We start from the raw sequence: 16,187 nt of genomic DNA, 5'->3' as shown, positions 1-16,187 counted from the left end.
CGAACCTGACCTGTTCGGCAGCCTCAGCCCGCCTTCTTGAACTCGTAGTTCTTCGCCGCGTCAGAGGTGAAGTTGTACTTGACCGTCTTGAGTCCGAACGGCTTCGCCGGGTCGATCGCGAACAGCGTGCTCGTGCGTGGCGGGTTGCGGTCGTCGACCGAGCCGTACTTGTAGTCGCCGGTCAAGCCGTCGAACGTGACGGTGCCCAGTTCCTTGGAGGCGGCGAGGATGCCGTCGCGGCTCAGATTGCCCTTCGCCACCGCCTTCTCCAGCACCGCCGTCATCGCGCGGGCCTGGTTGTAGCCGAAGGCGAAGTAGTAGTCCGGCTGCTGCGCGGGCGCGAACTTCGTCGCCCGCTCCACCATGTCCTTCATGCCGGGGACGTTGGTGTCGCCCCACTCCGTGCCCTCGGACACGATCAGCACGTTGGCCTGCATGTACGGCGCGACCGCGGACTTCGAGAGCGCGCCGGCGTAGCTCGGCGACTGCGCGTACCACTTCGGGGCGAACCGACCCTGCGCCGCGGTGCCGAAGATCTTGCCCGCGTCGCTCGGCGTGGCGGTCAGGAACACCATCTGGCAGCCCGCGCCCGCGAGCGCCTGGATCTGGCCCGCGTAGTTCTCCGTGCCCGCCTTGAACTTCTGCTGGTTGGCGACGGTGAACCCGTGGACCTTGGCCGCCTCGGCGACGCCCGCGAGTCCGGCCTCGCCGTAGACGTCGTCCTGGCTCATCGTGCAGATCTTGCTGTCCTTGGAGCCGCCGCCCTCGGTCAGGTAGTAGTCGATCGCGTTGATCGCCTGCACCTGGTAGGGGCCGCCGACGGGCAACAGGTTCTCCTCACGGACCCACAGCGCGTCGAGCGAGGCGGGGGCGGCGAGCACCTTGTCGGTCTTGAGCTGCGGGAGGACGGCCAGGGTCGAGGGGGTGCCGAGGACCTGGGTGAACGCGACGACGTTTCCCTTGACCTTGTTGTACTGCTGGACGGTGACGTCCGGCTTGTACTGGGTGTCCTCTTGCACCAGCTCCACTTTGTACTTCCCGGCGACGCCGCCGGTGGAGTTGAGGTGATCGAACCAGACCTTGTTGCCCGCGGTGAGGGGCAGGCCGATGACGGCGACGGGGCCGGACAGCGGTGAGAGCACACCGAGCTTGATGGTGGTGCCGTCGAAGCCCGCGGTGGTGCCTGGCGTGCCCGCGTCGCCGCCGCCGGACCCACCCCCGCTGTCGCCCGCGCCGCCGCACGCGGACACGGCGAGCACGAGTGCCGCGAAGCCCGCGGCGAGAGCCAATCGGTTGTGCGGCATGTGACGCCCTCCTTGAGTCAATACGAGAATGGCCACGCTTTGAAGTAAGTCTTGACGCGCAGCCAGATTCCTGCGAGTCCGCGCGGTTCGAGCACCAGGAACAACACGATCAGGACACCGAAAATCGCCTGATTGAGCGCGAAGACGCTGATGAACCCCTCCCCGCCGACCGAGGTCCGCACGCCGGGGATGTCGGCGCTGTAGCGGTCGATGAGGGCGGGCAGTGCCCCGACGAACACCGCGCCGAGGATCGAGCCGAAGATCGTCCCGAGTCCGCCGACGATGACGATCGCGATGTACTGGATGGACAGCAGCAGGTTCCACTCGTCGGGGCTGACGAACTGCTGGTAGGACCCGAAGAGCGCGCCCGCGACCGCGGCGATCGCGCTGGACACCATGAAAGCGCCGATCTTGTAGTGCCCGGCGCGCACGCCGATGACCTCCGCGGCCTGGTCCCGGTCGCGCACCGCCTGTAGGGCCCGGCCGGGCCGGGTCCGCACGAGGTTCTTGGCCAGCAGCGCGATGAGCGCGACCAGGCCCCACACGAGCCAGAAGTAGCCCTGGTTGCGGGAGTACACCTCACCGGCGATCTCCAGGCGGCTGAAGTCGATCGGGCCGACGGCCGGGGGCGCGGCGACCGACGTGCCGGAGTTGCCGCCGGTGACGTCCTTGAGATTGCGCCACAGGTGCTCGCCCACGAAGATCAGCCCGAGGGTGACGATGGCGAGGTAGTTTCCGCGCAGCCGCAACGCGAACGGCCCGATCACCCCACCCAGGAGCGCGCCCACGGCGGCCGCGGCGAGCAGCCACAGGGGCAGCGGCAGGCCGAGGTCGCCGCCGACGATCGCCGTGCAGTAGGCGCCCGCCCCGATGAAGAAGGCGTGGCCGAGCGAGATCTGCCCGCAGTAGCCGGTCAGCAGGTTCAGGCCGATCGCGCCGACCGCGGTGATGCCGACGTAGACCAGGATCGAGAGCCAGAAGTCGTCGTGCACCACCATGGGCAGCATGACGACCACGAGGATCATCATGGCCAGACCGGCTTTCGCCCACGGCGTGCCGAACAACCGCAGGTCCTGAGCGTAGGCACGGGTCAGATTGCGGTGCGGCTTGGCCATCAGATCCGCCTCACGTCTTTGGTGCCGAGCAGGCCGTACGGTCTGATGAGCAGAATGACGATCATGAGCAGATACGGGACGATGATCGAGACGTTGTCACCCGCCCAGGAGAACAGTTGGTCCTGGTAGCCGCGGGTCAGCGCCTCGGCCAGGCCGATGACGATGCCGCCGAGCACGGCCCCGGCCGGGGAGTCCATGCCGCCGAGGATCATCGCTGGGAACGCGGCCAGCGCGATGAAGCCGATCGACGGCGACAGCCCGCCCGGTCCGGCCGCCAGCGTGATGCCCGCGAGCGCGGCCAGCGCGGCGGCGATCGCCCACGACACGGCGTACACCTTCTTCGCGCTGATCCCCTGCGCCAGCGCGGCTTCCGGGTCGAACGCGGTCGCGCGCATGGCGAGGCCGAAGCCGGAGAAGCGGAAGAACAGGAAGAACGCCGTGACCACCGCGATCGTGATGCCGATGGTCCACAGGTCGCGCACGCCGAAGACGAGGCCGCCCGCCTCCACGGTCTGGATGTTCCACGGGTTGGGGACCTGGAGGTTGTCGAATCCCCAGACGGCCGTGAGGACCGGCTCGATGATGAACAGCAGCCCGATGGTGATCATGATTACGGCGAACGGGGGCTGTCCGACCATCCGGCGCAGCACGATCCGCTCGAACCCGGCGCCGACGAACGCGGCGGCGAGGCAGGCGAACAGGATCGACAGTCCGAAGGCGAGCGCCAGGTTCTCGGAGAACGTGTAGCCGAGGTACGCGCCCAGGGCGAGCAGGCCGCCCTGGGCGAAGTTGATGACGCCGGTCGACTTGTAGATGACCACGAATCCGAGCGCCACCAACGCATACGTCGAGCCGAGGGCGAGGCCGGCGAAACAGTTGGTCAGGAAGGCGGTCAGTTCCGGGCTCATGTGTACATCGCCTCGATCTCCTCGGCGAACCGCTGCTCGACCGCGCGGCGCTTGACCTTCTGGGTGGCGGTCAGCTCGCCGTCCTCGTGGTCGAGTTCCTTGGTGATCACCTTGAAGCGCTTGATCTTCTCGACGTTGGCGAGCGAGTCGTTCGCCTCCGCGACGACCTTCGCGATCAGCGCCTCCACCTCGGGTTTGGCCGACAGGTCGGCGTAGGTCGTGTAGGTGATTCCGCGCCGGGTGGCCCAGTTGCCGACCGTGTCGCGCTCGACGCCGATGAGCGCGCTGAGGAACTTGCGGCGGTCGCCGATGACGATGGCCTCGCGGACGAACGGCGAGACCTTGAGCAGGTTCTCGATCTCCGACGGGGAGATGTTCTTTCCGCCCGCGGTGATGATGATGTCCTTCTTGCGGTCGGTGATCCTCAGGAAGCCGTCCGTGTCGACCTCGCCGACATCGCCGGTGTGCAGCCAGCCCTCGGCGTCGACGGTCTCCGCCGTCGCCTCCGGGTTGTCCAGGTAGCCCTGGAAGACCCCCGCCGAGCGGGTGAGGATCTCGCCGTCGTCGGCGATGCGGATCTCGACGCCCGGCAGCGTGGTCCCGACCGCGCCGAGCCGCACGTCGCCGACCGGGGTCAGGGTGCAGATCGCCGTGTTCTCCGTCTGGCCGTAGCCCTCACGGACCGGGATGCCGATGGCCCACAGGAACTCCAGGACCTGTGGGGCGATCGGCGCGGCGCCGCTGATGGCCGTGCGGACGCGCGACATGCCCAACTTCTCCCGCAGGGCACGCAAGACCAGCACCTCGCACACGGCCAGCACGATCTTGTCGCCGAGAGTCGTGGAGTCGGTCATCCGGCGCGGAGCGATGCGTCGGCCCTGCCGAAGGCACAGCTTGTAGAGGCCGCGCTTGAGCCGGGACGCGTCGGCCATCCGGATCTCCACGCCCGCCAGCATCTTCTCCCAGACGCGGGGGACGCCGAGGAAGACCGTCGGCTGCACGTCCCGCAGGTCGTGCTGGAAGGCCGGGCCGCCTTCGCCGAAGTTGACCACCAGGCCCGCCCAGACGGCGTCGATCACCGAGATCAGCCGCTCGGCGATGTGGCACAGCGGAAGGTAGCTCAGCACTTCGTCGTCGCGGGTCGCGCCCAGCGCGTTGATGAAGCACTCGCCGGACGCGACGAGGTTGGCGTGGGAGATCATCGCGCCCTTGGGTGGTCCGGTGGTTCCCGACGTGTAGACCAGAATCGCGGTGGCGTCCGGGTCCACCGAGGACACCTCGCGGGCGAACTCGACGCGGGCGTCGCCGTGGCTTTCCAGGTCGGTGAACGTGTGGACGTCCCGGTGGTCCTCGACGCGGACACCCTGCGGGTCGATGAGGACGATGTGGCGCAGCGCGGGCAGCCGGTCGCGAACCTGGGCGACCTTGTCGAACTGCTCCTCGTCCTCGGCGATCAGGACGGTGGCGCCGGAGTGCGACAGCAGGTACTCCACCTCCGCGGCCGGGGACGTCGGGTACACGCCGATGCACTGCGCGCCGATGCCCTGGATCGCGAGGTCCGCGACCACCCACTCCGGACGGTTCTCGGCGTGGATGGCCACCCGGTCTCCGGGTTCGACACCGAGGGCTTTGAGTCCTATCGCGACGGAGGCGACCCGGTCGGCGTAGGTCGCCCAGGTCCACTCCCGCCAGATGCCGCGGTGCTTCTCACGCATCGCCGGGTCGTTGGGGCGTTCCTCGGCCAGTTGTAGCAGGCGTGCGGGCAGAGTCGCCACGTCGCTGAGTGTCGCGGTCATTCGCCACCACCAAGGTAGGCCTCGATGACCTTGGGGTCGTTCTGCACTTGCGCGGGCAGTCCCGCGGCGATCCCGACCCCGAAGTCCAGGGCCAGGACCCGGTCGGCCAGGTCCATCACGAGTCGCATGTCGTGCTCCACCAGGATCATCGCGAGGTCGAGCTCACGGCGGACCTGAACCAGGTAGCGGGCCATGTCCTCGGTCTCCTCGACGTTCATGCCCGCCACGGGCTCGTCGAGCAGCAGCAGTGTCGGCTCCATCGCCAGCGCCCGCCCGAGTTCGGCCCGCTTGGCCACCCCGTAGGGCAGCAGGCCCGCGGGCATCCGCCGGTAGGGCTCCAGTTCAAGCAGTTCCACGACCTCCTCGACGGCGGCGCGGTGCTCGATCTCCTCGCGTTTGGCCCGGCCCCACCAGGCCATGCCTGCCAGGAAACCGGTGCGCATCAAGTGGTGTCGGCCCAACATGAGGTTGTCGATGAGGGTGAGGTGTTCGAACAGGCCGAGGTTCTGGAACGTCCGCGCCACACCGAGTCCGGCGATCGCGGCGGGCGACTTGCCGACGATGCTCTGCCCGTCGAGCGTGATCGTGCCGTGCTGCGGGCGGTAGACACCGTTGAGACAGTTGAAGATGGACGTCTTCCCGGCGCCGTTGGGACCGATCACCGCGAACAGCTCGCCGCGCGCCACCTCGAAGCTGACACCGTTGAGCGCCGTCACACCGCCGAACTTCAGAGTGAGCTCGGAGACCGAGACCAGGGGCGCCGCCACGGGCGTCGGCGCGGCGGCCGACTCCATCTCGGCGGTCAGGCGCTCCATCGCTTCTTCCTCCGGTAGCTCTTGACCTCGGCGAACGACCGCTGCGCACCGTCTGCGGGGGCACCCAGGTAGAACTCGCGGATGTCCTCGTCGGCGAGCAGGTCGCCCGCCGGGTCGTCGCGCACCACGGTGCCCACTTCGAGCACGTAGCCGAAGTCCGCGATGGACAGTGCCATCATCGCGTTCTGCTCGACCAGCAGCACACTCGTGCCCTGCTCGTTGATGTGCCTGATGATGTCGCGGACCTGCTCGACCAACTTCGGGGCGAGGCCGAGGGAGGGCTCGTCGAGCAGCAGCAGGCGCGGGGCGGCCATCAGGGCGCGGCCGATCGCGAGCATCTGCTGCTCGCCGCCGGACAGGTAGCCCGCGGTGGAGCGCCGCCTGCTCGCCAGCACTGGGAACAAGTCGAGCACCCGGGCGTAGGACTCTCGGACCTCGGCGCGGGACCGGCGGGTGTGCGCGCCCGCGCGGAGGTTCTCGTCGATGGTCATCTCGGCGAAGATCCGGCGGCCCTCCATCACCTGGGCGATGCCGAGCCGCACCACGCGGGCGGGATCGGCGCCGGTGATGTCCCGGCCGTCGAACTGGACGGTGCCCTTGGTGATGCGGCCGCGGTGGGAGTGGAGCAGGCCGGTGACCGCGCGCAGCAGGGTTGTCTTGCCCGCGCCGTTGGCGCCGAGCAGGGCGACCACGCCTGCGGTCGGGACGGTCAGGCTCAGTCCGCGGAGGACCAGGACGACATCGTCGTAGACGACCTCCAGGTTGGACACCGAAAGGATCGACTCGCCCGCCGCCACCATCGCCCTCCTGCGTGACCTAGATCACAAGTAGGCAGGACGGTAGACGGTGGCCCGATCAGGAGCAAGGGTCGAGCACAAGATGTTACCGGCGGGTCAGGACTTCTTCGTGGTCCGACGGTTCGCCGTGCGGGTGGCGCTGGTGCTCTTCCTGGTGGTGGCCTTGGCGGCGGGCTTGGCCGTGGTCGACTTGGCCTTGACCTCGGCCTGCTTGGCGCCGTTGGCCGCGGTCTCCTTGGCGTCCTTGGCGTCCTTGGCCTCTGCGGACCGGGTGGAGCCGTTGGTCTCGGGCTTGGCCTTGGTCACCGCGGACCCGTTGCGGAGGGGTGCGGCCGAGCCGTTGGTGGCGGGCCGCGGAGCGCTCTCGGCGGGGATCTCGACCTGCGGCGCAGGCGCGGGAGGCGGTGTGGCCTGCCCACCGTTGTCGCCCGCGGGAATGTCGACGGTCGCCACCTCGACTGGCGCGCCGTTGCGGGCGGCGCCGTTGACCGCGCCGTTGCGCGCGGCGACCGGGGCGGGCTCGATCTCGGTGTGCTCGGGCTGCTCGGTTTGCTCGGTTTGCTCGACGCAGGTGCGCGTCTTGGTGCTGCCGTTGCGCGCCCAGGACGTCCCGACCTCGGCCTGCATCCGGGAGCGCCAGCCACCGTTTCGCGAGGCCCAGCGGGGAGCGGGGACGTCGGTGTCGGCGGGTCGCACGTATCCGGCTCGGGGCTTGTCCTCGCGCAGGGCGTCGCCGATGAGGAACAGGGTGTGGCGCCACAGGTTGCGGCGTTTCACGGCCGCGGCGAGTTCGCCGACGGTGGTGCGCAGCAGGACCTCGTCGGGCCAGGTGGTCTTGTATGCCACGGCGACCGGCATCTCGGGGTCCACGCCGCCGCCGAGCAGGGCGTCGGCGAGGTCCGCGGCGCGGGCGGCCGGGGCGTGCACGGCGACCGTGGCGCACCGGGTGACCATCGCGCGGACGCGGGAGAAGTCGGCCTCGGTGAACACGACCGTCTCGGCCACACCGGACTCCACCAGCGCGTTGCCGGTCGCGGCGGCGGCGGCGGAGGCGGGCGAGACCCCGGGGATGATCTCGACGTCGAGGCCCAGCTTCTCGCAGAGTTCGCGCTGCTCGCGCATCTCGGGCGACTGCGCGGCGTCGCCTGCGAACAGGCGGACCGCGCTGGAGCGCCTGCTGGCGGCCATCCGGTAGTGCTCGACGATCTCCTCTGGCGTGGCACGCGAACTGTCGACGAGTTCAGCGCCTGCCTTGGTGTGCTCACGCAGCCAGACGGGGTCGATCACCGCCGGGCTGTAGACGACCAGATCGGCCTCACCGATCCGGCTCGCCCCCCGCAGGGTGATGAGGTCAGCCGCTCCCGGTCCCGCTCCGATGAAATACACGGCGCCACGCATGGGGACGACCGTATCGGTGTCGCGTTCGCCACCCGGACCTGGGCCTGTGTCTCCGCGATGTAACACTCCGATGCGTGACCGAAGAAACCCATCCGGCCGAAGCGGCGTTCGCCTGGCTCGACGCCCACGCCGACGACCGCAGGCGCGCGGGACTGAGCAGGCAGCTCCGTCCGCGCCGCGCGGATTCCGACCTGCTCGACCTGGCGAGCAACGACTACCTCGGCCTCGCCCGGGACAAGCGAGTCAGCGGCGCGGCCGCGGCTGCCACCCTGCGCTGGGGTGCCGGATCCACCGGGTCGCGGTTGGTCACGGGCAGCACGGAGCTGCACAGCGAGCTGGAGTTCGAACTGGCCCGGTTCTGCGGCGCGCAGGCGGCATTGGTCTTCTCGTCGGGTTTCGCGGCGAACCTGGGCGCGGTGACGGCGCTGTCGGGCAAGAACTGCGCGATCGTCACCGACGCCTATATCCACGCCTCCCTGATCGACGGGTGCAGGCTGTCGCGCGCGGACGTGGCGGTGGTCGCCCACAGCGATCCGGCCGCCGCGGGGCGCGCGTTGGCGACCCGGCGGGCCGAGCGCGGGCTGATGGTCACCGACTCGGTGTTCTCGGTGGACGGGGACCTGGCGCCACTGACGGAACTGGCGGAGGTCTGCCGGGCCAACAAGGCAGCCCTGATCGCCGACGACGCCCACGGCTTCGGCGTCCTGGGTGACGGAGGACGCGGCGCGGTTCACGCTGCCGGGTTGTCCAGTGCACCCGATGTGGTGACAACCCTGACTCTGTCGAAGTCGCTCGGCGCGCAGGGCGGGGCCGTGGTCGGCCCCCGGAAGGTCATCCGGCACCTGGTGGAGAACGCGCGGTCGTTCATCTTCGACACCGGCCTGGCCCCCGGCAGCGCCGCGGCGGCACTGACCGCGCTCACTGTGCTGAAGGAAGAGCCCGAGCGGGCGGGCCGGGCGCTGGCGGTCGCGGTGACCCTGGCGGAGCGGTTGCGGGAGGCCGGGCTGCAGGTGTCGGAACCGACGGCGGCCGTGGTGTCGGTGCGTGCGCCGTCGCCGGAGGCCGCGGTGAAGTGGGCGGACGACTGCCGGGCGGCAGGCGTTTGGGTCGGATGCTTCCGGCCCCCGTCAGTGCCGGACCAGATCTCTCGCCTGCGGTTGACGGCGCGAGCGGACCTCACCCCGGCGGACATCGACCGGGCGGTAGCGGTCATCACCGAACACGCCCCGCCGCGGGCCTGACCGGCTCGGCGACCACGAGCCCTTCGGCAAGAGCGAGGCTCGGCTCACCAAGCGCAGCCTGCCGCCACTTTCGCATTTCGCCCCACGCGCAGCCCACGTGGGCCTCGCACCGGGGGTGCGGATAGCGCGTGCCGGGATTTACCGGACCGAACCTAAGCCCTTGAGGGCGCGGGGCGACGCATGGCGATGTGGGGGATGCCGTCCTCGTCGAAGGGGTCGCCGACGGGGACGTACCCGAAGCGGGCGTACATGCCTTGGGCCTGCACTTGGGCGTCGAGGACGCTTTCGACGTCGCCGATGTGGGCAAGGGCGGCGGCCATGAGCTTGCCGCCGAGGCCGGTGCCGCGGGCGTCCTTCGCGGTGCAGACTCGGCCGATGCGCACCGGGCGGCTTGCGTCGGCGGGGAGGATGCGCAGGCAGGCGAGGGGTTCGGGGGCGTCGGCAGGCTGCCACCACAGGTGCACGGTGTCGGGGGCGAGGTCGCGGCCGTCGAGTTCCGGGTAGGGGCATTCCTGCTCGACGACGAAGACGTCGACCCGGAGCTTGAGCAGGGCGTAGATCTGGGCTGCTGTCAGGTCCGGCCCGGCGGCGGTGTGCAGTGCGGTCACGCCACCTTGGATATCACAGCTGCTCGGCGATGTCGGAGGCGTAGACGGTCATGCGGGTGTAGACGCCGGGCTTGTTCGCCTCGGCGCAGCCTTCGCCCCAGGAGGCGATGCCGACGAGCCTGCCGGCGATGACCAGCGGGCCACCCGAGTCGCCCTGGCAGGTGTCCACGCCACCCTCGGGGAAGCCGGCGCAGACCATCGACTCTTCGGCGAAGGCCTTGTAGGACTTCTGGCACGCGCTGTCGGAGATGGTCGGTACCTCGGCCTTGAGCAGGTAGCGCGACGCTGGGCCGCCGTCGGAGGTGCGGCCCCAGCCGAGGATCGTGCCGCGGGTGCCGGGCTTGTAGAGGGCGTCGTCGCGGGAGTCGGCGACGGGGAGGGTCTGGTACTCCAGCGGCGCCTTCAGCGTGAGCACCGCGATGTCGGCGCCGCTCGCGACGTCGGTGTACTTGGGGTGGATCCAGACGTCCGAGACGCGGACCTCGACCCCTTCGGTGCCGCGCTTGTCCTCGCGGCCCGCGACGACACGGATGTCCTTGGCCGCGTACGCCTGGGCGCAGTGCGCGGCGGTGACGACCTTGTTCTCGGAGACAAGCGTGCCACCGCAGAACTGATAGCCGTCTCTGGTGGCTATGTAGACCATGTACGGATGTTCGGCGATCTTCGCGCGGGTCCCGCCGACGATCTGCTCACGCGCGTCCGCGGCGAACTGGCCGAGGATGACGGCGACGATGGCGATGGCGGCGGCGACACCGATGATGCGGCGCGCGGCGGTTCCCCCCATGGGAGAGTCTCCTGTCGGTGAGTTTTGGGCAACGATCCGTGCTCCGCAAGACACGCTAGGTCAAACGGACCCCAAATAGTGACTCCGTGTGGTCCCACGAATGGGTGGAAGTTCGTGCGGGCATGCTGGAGACGTGCCCCATCGCATCCGGGTCGTCCTCGCGCTCACGCTGGTCCTCATCGTGGGTGCGTGCGTGACACCGCCCGAACAGGACGCGGCACGGCGGTCCACCGAACCCGTGCCGACGACCGGTTCTCCCACGCCGGGTACGTCGACGTCCGCCGCCCCCACGGAGTCGAGCGCGGCTCCCCCGCCGAGCACGGCGGCGAAGCCCGCGTGGATCGTGGGGGCGACGCCGCTTCCGTTGCGGCCCGACGGTTTCGGCAAGGTGCTCCCGACACCGGCGGTCCTGGAGAACCGGTCACTCCCGACCGCCGACCGGCTGCCGCCACCCTCGAAGGGCTACACGGCCACGGTGTCGACGATCCCGGACGACGTGCTGAGGAGGAGCACATGGCGACCGGACTGCCCAGTGAGCCGCAACGACCTGCGGTACCTGACCATGTCGTTCTGGGGGTTCGACGGACGAGCCCACACCGGCGAGATGATCGTCAACGCCTCGGTGACACAGAACGTGACCAAGGTGTTCGAGACGCTGTTCGCGAACCGGTTCCCGTTGGAGGAGATGCGGGTGACGGCCCTGGCCGAACTCGACCTGCACCCGACCGGGGACGGGAACAACACGTCGGCGTTCGTCTGCAGGCACGCGGTGAGCTCGACGTCGTGGTCGGCGCACGCCTACGGGCTCGCGGTGGACATCAACCCGTTCTGCAACCCCTACATTCGGGGCGACCTGGTTCTGCCGGAGCTCGCCTCGTCCTATGTGGACCGCAAGAACGTGCGGCCCGGCATGATCTTCGCCGGCGACGCGGTGGTCCGGGCCTTCGCATCGATCGGGTGGACGTGGGGTGGGACCTGGCGGTCACCGGTCGACATCCAGCACTTCAGCGCGACGGGAAGGTGAACCGGTGAGTGTCGTCAAGTCGGTGCTGCTGTTCGGGATCGCCGCGGTCGCGGAGATCGGTGGGGCCTGGCTGGTGTGGCAAGGCATCCGCGAGCAGCGGGGATGGTTGTGGGTGCTGGGCGGGGTGCTCGCGTTGGGAGCCTATGGTTTCGTCGCGACGTTGCAGCCGGACGCGCACTTCGGACGGATCTTGGCGGCCTATGGAGGGGTGTTCGTCGTCGGGTCGCTGTTGTGGGGGATGGTGGCCGACGGGTTTCGGCCGGACCGGTTCGATGTGATCGGGGCGGCTGTGTGCCTGGTCGGCGTTGTCGTGATCATGTACGCCCCACGTGGGTGATGCCGTGGACTGGGGCCAGGTTCGGCCGGATTCCTGTTGCGTGCTGGAGCGCCTTGGCACGTAGGTGCCTGTTTGGTGGTCCGCCTGGATCTGGGGACGCCGGACATCGGTCTGCGTGGGTAGAGCGCGGATGGTGAAGACAGCGCCCCGTGCCGTGCGCATTAGGCCGATTGCACCCCCAAATAAGGGTGAACCACCCAAACAGGCCGTTGGCGGCGCGCCCGTCACCTTCTAGTGGTGAGTGGGATGGTGGCCGTCAACCAGGCAGTTGGTCCTCCGCCGATTCGGAGGCGACCGCCCAGCACCCCTGCGGCCGCACCGGCTCGAACACGACCGCCGACCAGGCGGTGCCGTTGTGTTGCTTCTCGTCCGTTCGGAGACGGGTGCCGACAACCAACCCAGGACGTCGGTGCTACCCCGGGGTGTTCGGGCGCTCGCCACCGAGCGGGTGGCGCGGTGTGGTGGTTCGGGTTCAAAGGTGCGTTCGGCCGTGTCAGGAGTCCGTGCTGGTGGCGCTTCCCTCTGGCCGGGTGCCGAACTTGCTGAAGACCTTGTTGGCCGCGTCCGACATGGCGTCGCCTACGCCGTTGAAGATTTTGAAGAGGGGGTCTGAGGATTCGTTGAAGGAATCCTTGTAGGACTTCGCCGCGGAGCGGAGGTCGTCGGTGAAGGCCGAGGAGGGGTTGTCGTCGTCTCGGCGGGCGTAAGTACCCGCGAGGATGGCGCGGTATTCCTCGGAGGCGGCCCACTTCTGCAGTTGGGCGGCGCGGACCACGGCGAAGGGGTGGCTCATCCCCTCGACGCTGCGGAGCTTGTGGATGCTGTCGCGGATGTCGTCGACCTCCTCGTACTCCTTGGCCTGCTGGAGGAAGGACGGGATGTCGATCTGCGTCAGGTCGGTGCCGCCCGCCAGGTAGACGTGGGTGCGCAGGGCGGCCGCCGGGTCTTGGGCGCACAGCAGCCCCGCCCGGTCACAGGTCAGTTCGGCCTTGCGGAACCACTCGCGCAGGGCCGCGATGGCGGCGCGCAGGGCCAGGGCTCCCGCGGGGATGAAGGCGATCGTCATCTGCAGGTGGAGCAGGCGAAGCAGGAGGGTGCGCAGGACGGCGTGGCCGGACAGCACGTGGCCCATCTCGTGGCCGATGACGAACCGCAGGCTCTCGGTGTCGAGGGCCTCGACCAATCCCGTCGTCAGGACGATGAACGGCTCGTCGATGCCGACGGTCATCGCGTTGGCGACCGGGTTGCGCTCGACGAAGACCTTGGGGACGACGTCGAGATCGAGGGTCTCGGCGCACTCGACCACCAGCTGGTGGATCTTCGGGTACTGCTTCTCCCCCACCCGGATCGCCGAGGCGAGGGCCAGCAGCCGCTCGCCGCGCTCGCTGAACAGGCCGGAGACAGCCTTGAGCACCTCGGACACACCCGGGATGGCGCGCAGACCGGCCATCGCGCCGCGGTCGGCCGGGTGTTCGTAGGCGCGTGGGCTGATCCGCGGGAACCGCACGCGCGTGGTCGAGCGCGAGACCTCGTTGTCCGTCACTTTCGTTCCTCCCCTGGGTGTGTTCCGGACCCACAGTAGGCCGATTCGGCTGAGAGCGTCGTCGTTTGTCCACAGGCACTAACCTGCGAGGCACAAGCACCGGCAAGCCCGCGGAGGATTGAAGACGATGAGCCTGGACCGCCCTGTCGCACCCGACCCGTACGCGCTGCTGCCGCGCACGGAATCGTTCACCGTGACGTCCGACGACGTGCGCGACGGCGAGAAGGTCGACCTCAAGCACGTCCACGGCGGGGCGGGCGGCGACAACCTCTCCCCGCACCTGGCGTGGAGTGGCGCGCCCGAAGGCACCAAGAGCTACGTCGTGACCTGCTTCGACCCCGACGCCCCGGTTCCCGGTGGCTTCTGGCACTGGATCGCGGTCAACATCCCGGCATCGATCCGCGAGCTCGCAGCGGGCGCGGGCGCGCGCGACGAGACGCTGCCCGAGGGCGCTTTCCACGTCCGCAACGACTTCAGCACGCGCGACTACGCGGGCTCGGCCCCGCCCGAGGGCGACCAGAACCACCGCTACTACTTCGTCGTGCACGCCGTGGATGTCGAGAAGCTCGATGTCGACGAGAACGCCAGCGCGGCGGTGGTGAGCTTCAACCTGGCCTTCCACACCCTGGGCCGGGCCATCATCACCCCCACCTACCAGCACTAGTGCTGGACGTCGACCACCAGGCGGGTCGGCGAGGTCAGGGAGAAGACGTTCACCGAGGCGGCCCGGCGCAGGCCCAGCCCGACACTGACGATGCCCTCGAAGTCGCCGTTGAGCGAGACGGCCATGACGTTGGCCAGTTCGCGGGTGCGGAACTTGCGCGGGCCGGTGTAGGTCGGGGCGCCGGCGTCGTTGTGGGCGGCGGCGGGCTGCGCTCGGAGTTGGACGAACGTGGCGCCGGTCAGCCAGTCGATCTCGCCGCTCGCGTCGGCGAACAGCTCGTCGGCGGCCTCATAGGTCGCGGTGGGCGCGGGGCCGGTGAAGTCGAGGACCACCCGGTCGAACGTGTCGTGTCTGCCGACGCGGATCCCGGTGAGCGAAGTCGTCATATGAGCAAGAGCGCCGGGCGCGTCCGCCGATACGGTTTGATGGGAACGTGCGCCACTTCGATCTGATCATCATCGGGACCGGTTCCGGCAACTCCCTGCTCGACCCCAGGTTCGCGGACTTGGACGTCGCCCTGGTCGAACGCGGGGTGTTCGGCGGCACGTGCGTCAACGTCGGGTGCATCCCCACCAAGATGTTCGTCCACGCCGCCGACCTTGCCGCGACGCCGGGGGCCGCCGCGCGGCTCGGCGTCGACGAGACGCTCGACGGCGTGCGCTGGCCCGAGATCCGCGACCGGATCTTCGGACGGATCGACCCGATCGCCGAGGGCGGCAAGGCGTACCGCGAAGAGCACCCCGACAACGCGAACGTGACGCTCTACACGGGCAACGCGCGGTTTGTGGGCGAGCGGCGGTTGGAGATCGACGGCAAGGAGACCATCACCGCCGACCGGATCGTGCTCGCCGCGGGCGGGCGGCCGGTGGTCCCCGCCATCGAGGGCATCGACGACATCGCGTTCCACACCAGCGACACGGTCATGCGACTCGACGAGTTGCCCGCGCGGATGGTGATCCTGGGTGGCGGGTTCATCGCCGCCGAGTTCGCCCACGTGTTCTCGTCGTTCGGTGTCGAGGTGACCGTGGTGGTCCGCTCCGGGGCCTTGCTGCGCCAGGAGGACCGCGACATCAGCGCCCGGTTCACCGAGCTGGCCCAGGCCCGCTGGGACGTCCGGCTCGACCGCAAGATCGAACGGGTGGAGCGCGCGGGCGACGGTGTGCGGGTCCGGCTGGTCGGCGACGAGGTGATCGACGCCGACGTGCTGCTGGTCGCCGCCGGTCGCACCCCGAACTCCGACCAGCTCGACGTGGCCGTGGGCGGCATCAAGGTCGACGACCACGGCTACGTCGTGGTCGACGAGTTCCAGCGGGCGAGCGCTGAGGGCGTGTGGGCCCTGGGCGACATCAGCTCGCCATGGGAGCTCAAGCACGTCGCCAACCACGAGGCGCGGGTCGTGCAGCACAACCTGCTCAACCCGGACAAGCTGCTGGCCGCCGACCACCGCTTCGTCCCGCACGCGGTGTTCACGTCGCCGCAGATCGCCTCGGTCGGGCTCACCGAGCAGGAAGCGCAGCGCCAAGGCGTCGACTATGTGACGGCGACCCACGAGTACGCCGGTATCGCCTACGGCTGGGCGATGGAGGACACCACCGGTTTCGCGAAGCTGCTCGCCGACCCGAAGACCGGGCAGCTGATAGGCGCCCACATCATCGGCCCGCAGGCCTCCACGGTCATCCAGCCGGTCATCCAGGCCATGAGCTTCGGGCTCGACGCGCGGGCCATGGCGCACGGCCAGTACTGGATTCACCCGGCCATGCCGGAACTGATCGAGAACGCGCTGCTCAAGCTTCCCCTGGAGATGGGACACTGGGTCCGACGGATGTCGGATGTCAGGACGAGAGGATGAGCGC

At 69.3% G+C, this 16,187-nt stretch carries 16 protein-coding genes; 5 read left to right on the top strand and 11 right to left on the bottom strand.

Features of this window, described 5'->3' with window-relative positions:
• Positions 1-23 precede the first annotated feature (23 nt).
• The 7 genes from GPZ80_RS19375 to GPZ80_RS19345 all read right to left on the bottom strand — a co-directional run bounded on the left by GPZ80_RS19375 (position 24) and on the right by GPZ80_RS19345 (position 8,133).
• Complete coding sequence (locus GPZ80_RS19375; protein WP_187222021.1) at positions 24-1,304, bottom strand: ABC transporter substrate-binding protein; 1,281 nt, start codon at positions 1,302-1,304, stop codon at positions 24-26.
• A 17-nt stretch (positions 1,305-1,321) separates the two neighbouring features.
• Positions 1,322-2,419: a branched-chain amino acid ABC transporter permease gene (locus tag GPZ80_RS19370; RefSeq protein WP_187222019.1), complete on the bottom strand. Its 1,098-nt coding sequence runs from the start codon at positions 2,417-2,419 to the stop codon at positions 1,322-1,324.
• Positions 2,419-3,327 (bottom strand): branched-chain amino acid ABC transporter permease, encoded by a 909-nt coding sequence (locus GPZ80_RS19365; protein ID WP_246477268.1) that lies wholly within the window; start codon positions 3,325-3,327, stop codon positions 2,419-2,421. The genes GPZ80_RS19370 and GPZ80_RS19365 overlap by 1 nt, the downstream gene beginning before the upstream one ends.
• The gene (locus tag GPZ80_RS19360) at positions 3,324-5,123 is read right to left on the bottom strand and encodes an AMP-dependent synthetase/ligase (protein ID WP_187222018.1); all 1,800 of its coding nucleotides are present in this window, start codon (positions 5,121-5,123) and stop codon (positions 3,324-3,326) included. The genes GPZ80_RS19365 and GPZ80_RS19360 overlap by 4 nt, the downstream gene beginning before the upstream one ends.
• Positions 5,120-5,917, bottom strand: a complete 798-nt coding sequence (locus GPZ80_RS19355) for an ABC transporter ATP-binding protein (RefSeq protein ID WP_376771701.1) — start codon at positions 5,915-5,917, stop codon at positions 5,120-5,122. Before GPZ80_RS19355 ends, GPZ80_RS19360 begins: the two co-directional genes overlap by 4 nt.
• Before the next feature lie 8 nt (positions 5,918-5,925).
• Complete coding sequence (locus GPZ80_RS19350; RefSeq protein WP_187222436.1) at positions 5,926-6,717, bottom strand: ABC transporter ATP-binding protein; 792 nt, start codon at positions 6,715-6,717, stop codon at positions 5,926-5,928.
• A gap of 114 nt (positions 6,718-6,831) precedes the next feature.
• Complete coding sequence (locus tag GPZ80_RS19345; protein ID WP_187222014.1) at positions 6,832-8,133, bottom strand: SAM-dependent methyltransferase; 1,302 nt, start codon at positions 8,131-8,133, stop codon at positions 6,832-6,834.
• 74 nt (positions 8,134-8,207) lie between these two features.
• On the opposite strand from GPZ80_RS19345, the gene GPZ80_RS19340 reads away from it, so the two are divergent.
• Positions 8,208-9,374 (top strand): 8-amino-7-oxononanoate synthase, encoded by a 1,167-nt coding sequence (locus tag GPZ80_RS19340; RefSeq protein WP_187222012.1) that lies wholly within the window; start codon positions 8,208-8,210, stop codon positions 9,372-9,374.
• Between the two features lie 152 nt (positions 9,375-9,526).
• On the opposite strand, the gene GPZ80_RS19335 is transcribed toward GPZ80_RS19340, so the two are convergent.
• Positions 9,527-9,982 (bottom strand): GNAT family N-acetyltransferase, encoded by a 456-nt coding sequence (locus tag GPZ80_RS19335; RefSeq protein ID WP_187222010.1) that lies wholly within the window; start codon positions 9,980-9,982, stop codon positions 9,527-9,529.
• A gap of 13 nt (positions 9,983-9,995) precedes the next feature.
• Positions 9,996-10,766, bottom strand: coding sequence for a S1 family peptidase (locus tag GPZ80_RS19330; RefSeq protein WP_187222008.1), 771 nt, complete (start codon positions 10,764-10,766; stop codon positions 9,996-9,998).
• 133 nt (positions 10,767-10,899) lie between these two features.
• Here GPZ80_RS19330 and GPZ80_RS19325 point away from each other — a divergent pair, with 133 nt between their 5' ends.
• Positions 10,900-11,790 (top strand): M15 family metallopeptidase, encoded by an 891-nt coding sequence (locus GPZ80_RS19325; protein WP_312880441.1) that lies wholly within the window; start codon positions 10,900-10,902, stop codon positions 11,788-11,790.
• Between the two features lie 4 nt (positions 11,791-11,794).
• Positions 11,795-12,127, top strand: coding sequence for a YnfA family protein (locus tag GPZ80_RS19320; protein WP_187222004.1), 333 nt, complete (start codon positions 11,795-11,797; stop codon positions 12,125-12,127).
• Positions 12,128-12,620: 493 nt separating this feature from the next.
• Here the strand turns inward: GPZ80_RS19320 and GPZ80_RS19315 are convergent, their stop codons facing one another.
• Positions 12,621-13,670, bottom strand: coding sequence for a M48 family metallopeptidase (locus tag GPZ80_RS19315; RefSeq protein WP_187222002.1), 1,050 nt, complete (start codon positions 13,668-13,670; stop codon positions 12,621-12,623).
• 127 nt (positions 13,671-13,797) lie between these two features.
• Here GPZ80_RS19315 and GPZ80_RS19310 point away from each other — a divergent pair, with 127 nt between their 5' ends.
• A complete protein-coding gene (locus GPZ80_RS19310; RefSeq protein ID WP_187222001.1) occupies positions 13,798-14,334 on the top strand; it encodes a YbhB/YbcL family Raf kinase inhibitor-like protein in 537 nt (178 codons plus the stop codon).
• On the opposite strand, the gene GPZ80_RS19305 is transcribed toward GPZ80_RS19310, so the two are convergent.
• Positions 14,331-14,720, bottom strand: a complete 390-nt coding sequence (locus tag GPZ80_RS19305) for an AMIN-like domain-containing (lipo)protein (protein ID WP_187221999.1) — start codon at positions 14,718-14,720, stop codon at positions 14,331-14,333. The two genes, GPZ80_RS19310 and GPZ80_RS19305, sit on opposite strands and share 4 nt — an antisense overlap.
• Before the next feature lie 47 nt (positions 14,721-14,767).
• Here GPZ80_RS19305 and GPZ80_RS19300 point away from each other — a divergent pair, with 47 nt between their 5' ends.
• Entirely contained in the window at positions 14,768-16,183 is a 1,416-nt protein-coding gene (locus tag GPZ80_RS19300) for a mycothione reductase (protein WP_187221997.1), read from the top strand.
• Positions 16,184-16,187: the final 4 nt, after the last annotated feature.

This window comes from Actinokineospora xionganensis (genome assembly GCF_014323725.1).
Taxonomy (GTDB): Bacteria; Actinomycetota; Actinomycetes; order Mycobacteriales; family Pseudonocardiaceae; genus Actinokineospora; species Actinokineospora xionganensis.
Note: the sequence above shows the minus strand (reverse complement) of the source record. Positions and strands in the feature narration are given on the sequence as shown.

Coding starts and splice junctions, on each gene's coding strand:
- GPZ80_RS19375 (WP_187222021.1), bottom strand. CDS start 1,304: ATGCCGCACAACCGATTGGCTCTCGCCGCGGGCTTCGCGGCACTCGTG.
- GPZ80_RS19370 (WP_187222019.1), bottom strand. CDS start 2,419: ATGGCCAAGCCGCACCGCAATCTGACCCGTGCCTACGCTCAGGACCTG.
- GPZ80_RS19365 (WP_246477268.1), bottom strand. CDS start 3,327: ATGAGCCCGGAACTGACCGCCTTCCTGACCAACTGTTTCGCCGGCCTC.
- GPZ80_RS19360 (WP_187222018.1), bottom strand. CDS start 5,123: ATGACCGCGACACTCAGCGACGTGGCGACTCTGCCCGCACGCCTGCTA.
- GPZ80_RS19355 (WP_376771701.1), bottom strand. CDS start 5,917: ATGGAGTCGGCCGCCGCGCCGACGCCCGTGGCGGCGCCCCTGGTCTCG.
- GPZ80_RS19345 (WP_187222014.1), bottom strand. CDS start 8,133: ATGCGTGGCGCCGTGTATTTCATCGGAGCGGGACCGGGAGCGGCTGAC.
- GPZ80_RS19330 (WP_187222008.1), bottom strand. CDS start 10,766: ATGGGGGGAACCGCCGCGCGCCGCATCATCGGTGTCGCCGCCGCCATC.
- GPZ80_RS19310 (WP_187222001.1), top strand. CDS start 13,798: ATGAGCCTGGACCGCCCTGTCGCACCCGACCCGTACGCGCTGCTGCCG.
- GPZ80_RS19305 (WP_187221999.1), bottom strand. CDS start 14,720: ATGACGACTTCGCTCACCGGGATCCGCGTCGGCAGACACGACACGTTC.